Source organism: Saccharomonospora iraqiensis subsp. paurometabolica YIM 90007, from assembly GCF_000231035.2.
In the GTDB taxonomy this organism is placed as follows: domain Bacteria; phylum Actinomycetota; class Actinomycetes; order Mycobacteriales; family Pseudonocardiaceae; genus Saccharomonospora; species Saccharomonospora paurometabolica.
In genome coordinates, this window is record NZ_KI912213.1 from 197664 (window position 1) to 199468 (window position 1805).

3 protein-coding genes are annotated in these 1805 nt (G+C 75.6%); 1 reads left to right on the top strand and 2 read right to left on the bottom strand.

The annotated features are described in order from the left end of the window. Window positions 1–59: 59 nt before the first annotated feature. Window positions 60–1193, bottom strand: a complete 1134-nt coding sequence (locus SACPADRAFT_RS0205625; protein WP_007027490.1) for an alkaline phosphatase family protein — start codon at window positions 1191–1193, stop codon at window positions 60–62. 45 nt (window positions 1194–1238) lie between these two features. Between SACPADRAFT_RS0205625 and SACPADRAFT_RS30330 the strand changes: the two genes are divergently transcribed. After that, window positions 1239–1460: an FmdB family zinc ribbon protein gene (locus SACPADRAFT_RS30330; protein ID WP_084258319.1), complete on the top strand. Its 222-nt coding sequence runs from the start codon at window positions 1239–1241 to the stop codon at window positions 1458–1460. Window positions 1461–1497: 37 nt separating this feature from the next. Here the strand turns inward: SACPADRAFT_RS30330 and SACPADRAFT_RS25765 are convergent. Next, window positions 1498–1805 (bottom strand): HPr family phosphocarrier protein (locus SACPADRAFT_RS25765; protein ID WP_007027491.1); only part of this gene is annotated, 308 nt, incomplete at its 5' end.

Below are 1805 nucleotides of genomic sequence, written 5' to 3' on the forward strand. Positions count from 1 at the left end.
CGCCCGGGCGGCACCGACACGTCCGGGCCGCCGGCGGACGGGCGGCCGCCCGGCGCCGGTCAGGAGTAGGCGAGCGCCAGCGGGACGAACTGTTCGGCGTCCGAGAGCGACCCGTGCTGGCCCACCAACGAGGACTCCTGCGGCTCGGCGAGTTCCCGGGTCACCCCGGACCGGCCGCGCGCGGCCGCCACCACGGCACCGATCCGTTCCCGGGCACGGTCGGTGACGGTGTCGCCGAACCAGCCGAGGTCCACGGCCTCGTCTTGGGGCAGCACCCACGCGCGGGAGCCGAGGGTCTCCCGCCAGGCGGCCAGGACGTCGGCCTCCGCACCCGGCTCCGGGTAGACGTGCCGGGCCCGCACCTCGCCCCCGAGCAGGCGGACCCCGTCGAGCAGCGCGGGCTCGGCGTCCGCGTCGACCACGGTGTCGTCGACCGTGACCATGCCGTGGTCGGCCACCACCGCCAGCAGGGTGTCCGGACCGAGGCCGTCGATCAACGATTCGACGAGCCGGTCGACCTGCCGCAGCTGCATCCGCCACGCCGTCGAACCGGGGCCGTGCAGATGGCCGAGGAGGTCGAGGTCGGCGTGGTAGGCGTAACAGAAGCTCGGCGCGGGGCGCAGCGCGTCCCGCGTCGCGGCGACCAGGTCGCCGGTCGCGTGGACGCCGACGTAGCGGCCGCCGGACAACACGGCCCGGGTGAGCGCGGTGTCGGCGAACTTCGCCGAGGACACCACGCTCGCGTGCACCCCGGCGGCACTCGCCCGGGCGAACGTGGTGGGCAACGGCTGGGCGTCCGCGGGGGACAACGCGCCGCGCAGGTCACCGCCGTCGACCTGACTGCACCAGCGCAGCGCGTTGAGCAGCCCCACCCCGGGCACCTCGAAGCTGTAGCCGACGAACCCGTGCTCCCCGGACGCGGTACCGGTGCCCACCGCGGCCAGACCGGCCGCCGTGGTGGACGGATACCCCACCCGCAGGGGGCGGGCGCGCAACCCGGACAGGACGGGCGCGTCGGCGGCGTACTCGCGCAGCAGCTCCCAGCCGAGCCCGTCGACGAGCAACACACACGCCCGCGAGACACGGCCCAGCGCGAGCGTGTCGTCGAACGCGGGCACGCCGAGCGCCGCGAGCATCGAGGGCACGACCTCGGGCAGGGCGGGGTGTTTCCGGTCGATCGTCGGCGGTTCCATCCCGGCAGCTTCCCATCCCGCCCGGCGGAGAGCGACAATGCACACATGCCGACGTATGCCTACCGCTGCCGGGTGTGTGCCGACTCCTTCGAGCTGACCAGGCCGATGAGCGAATCGGCCGCGCCCGCGCCGTGTCCGGCGGGGCACGACGACACCACGAAACTGCTCACGACGGTGGCGCTGACCGGTGCCGCGTCCGCACCCGCTTCCGGTCCCGGTGCGGGTGGTGGCGGGGGCTGCTGCGGCGGAGCGTGCGGCTGCGGGTGAGCCGGACCGGGCCCGGGCTCGGACCGCACACGACGGGTCAGTGCTCGTCGAAGCCGCGTGCGGCCAGCGCCTCGATCCGGTCGAGCGCCTCCCGGGCCTGCGGGCCGGTGGCCTCGACGGTGATCGAGTCGTTCCTGCGCGCGCCGAGCGACATGATCGCCAGCACGCTGTGCCCGTCCGCCTCGTCCGGGCCGAACCGGATCCGCACGTCGGCCTCCACCCCGGCGATGGCCCGGACCAGCAGCGCGGCGGGCCGGGCGTGCAGTCCGACCTCGTTGCGCAGCGTCAGTTCCGTCCGCACGGGGCCGCCCGCCACCGGACCGGTCTCCGCGGGGCCGCCACCCG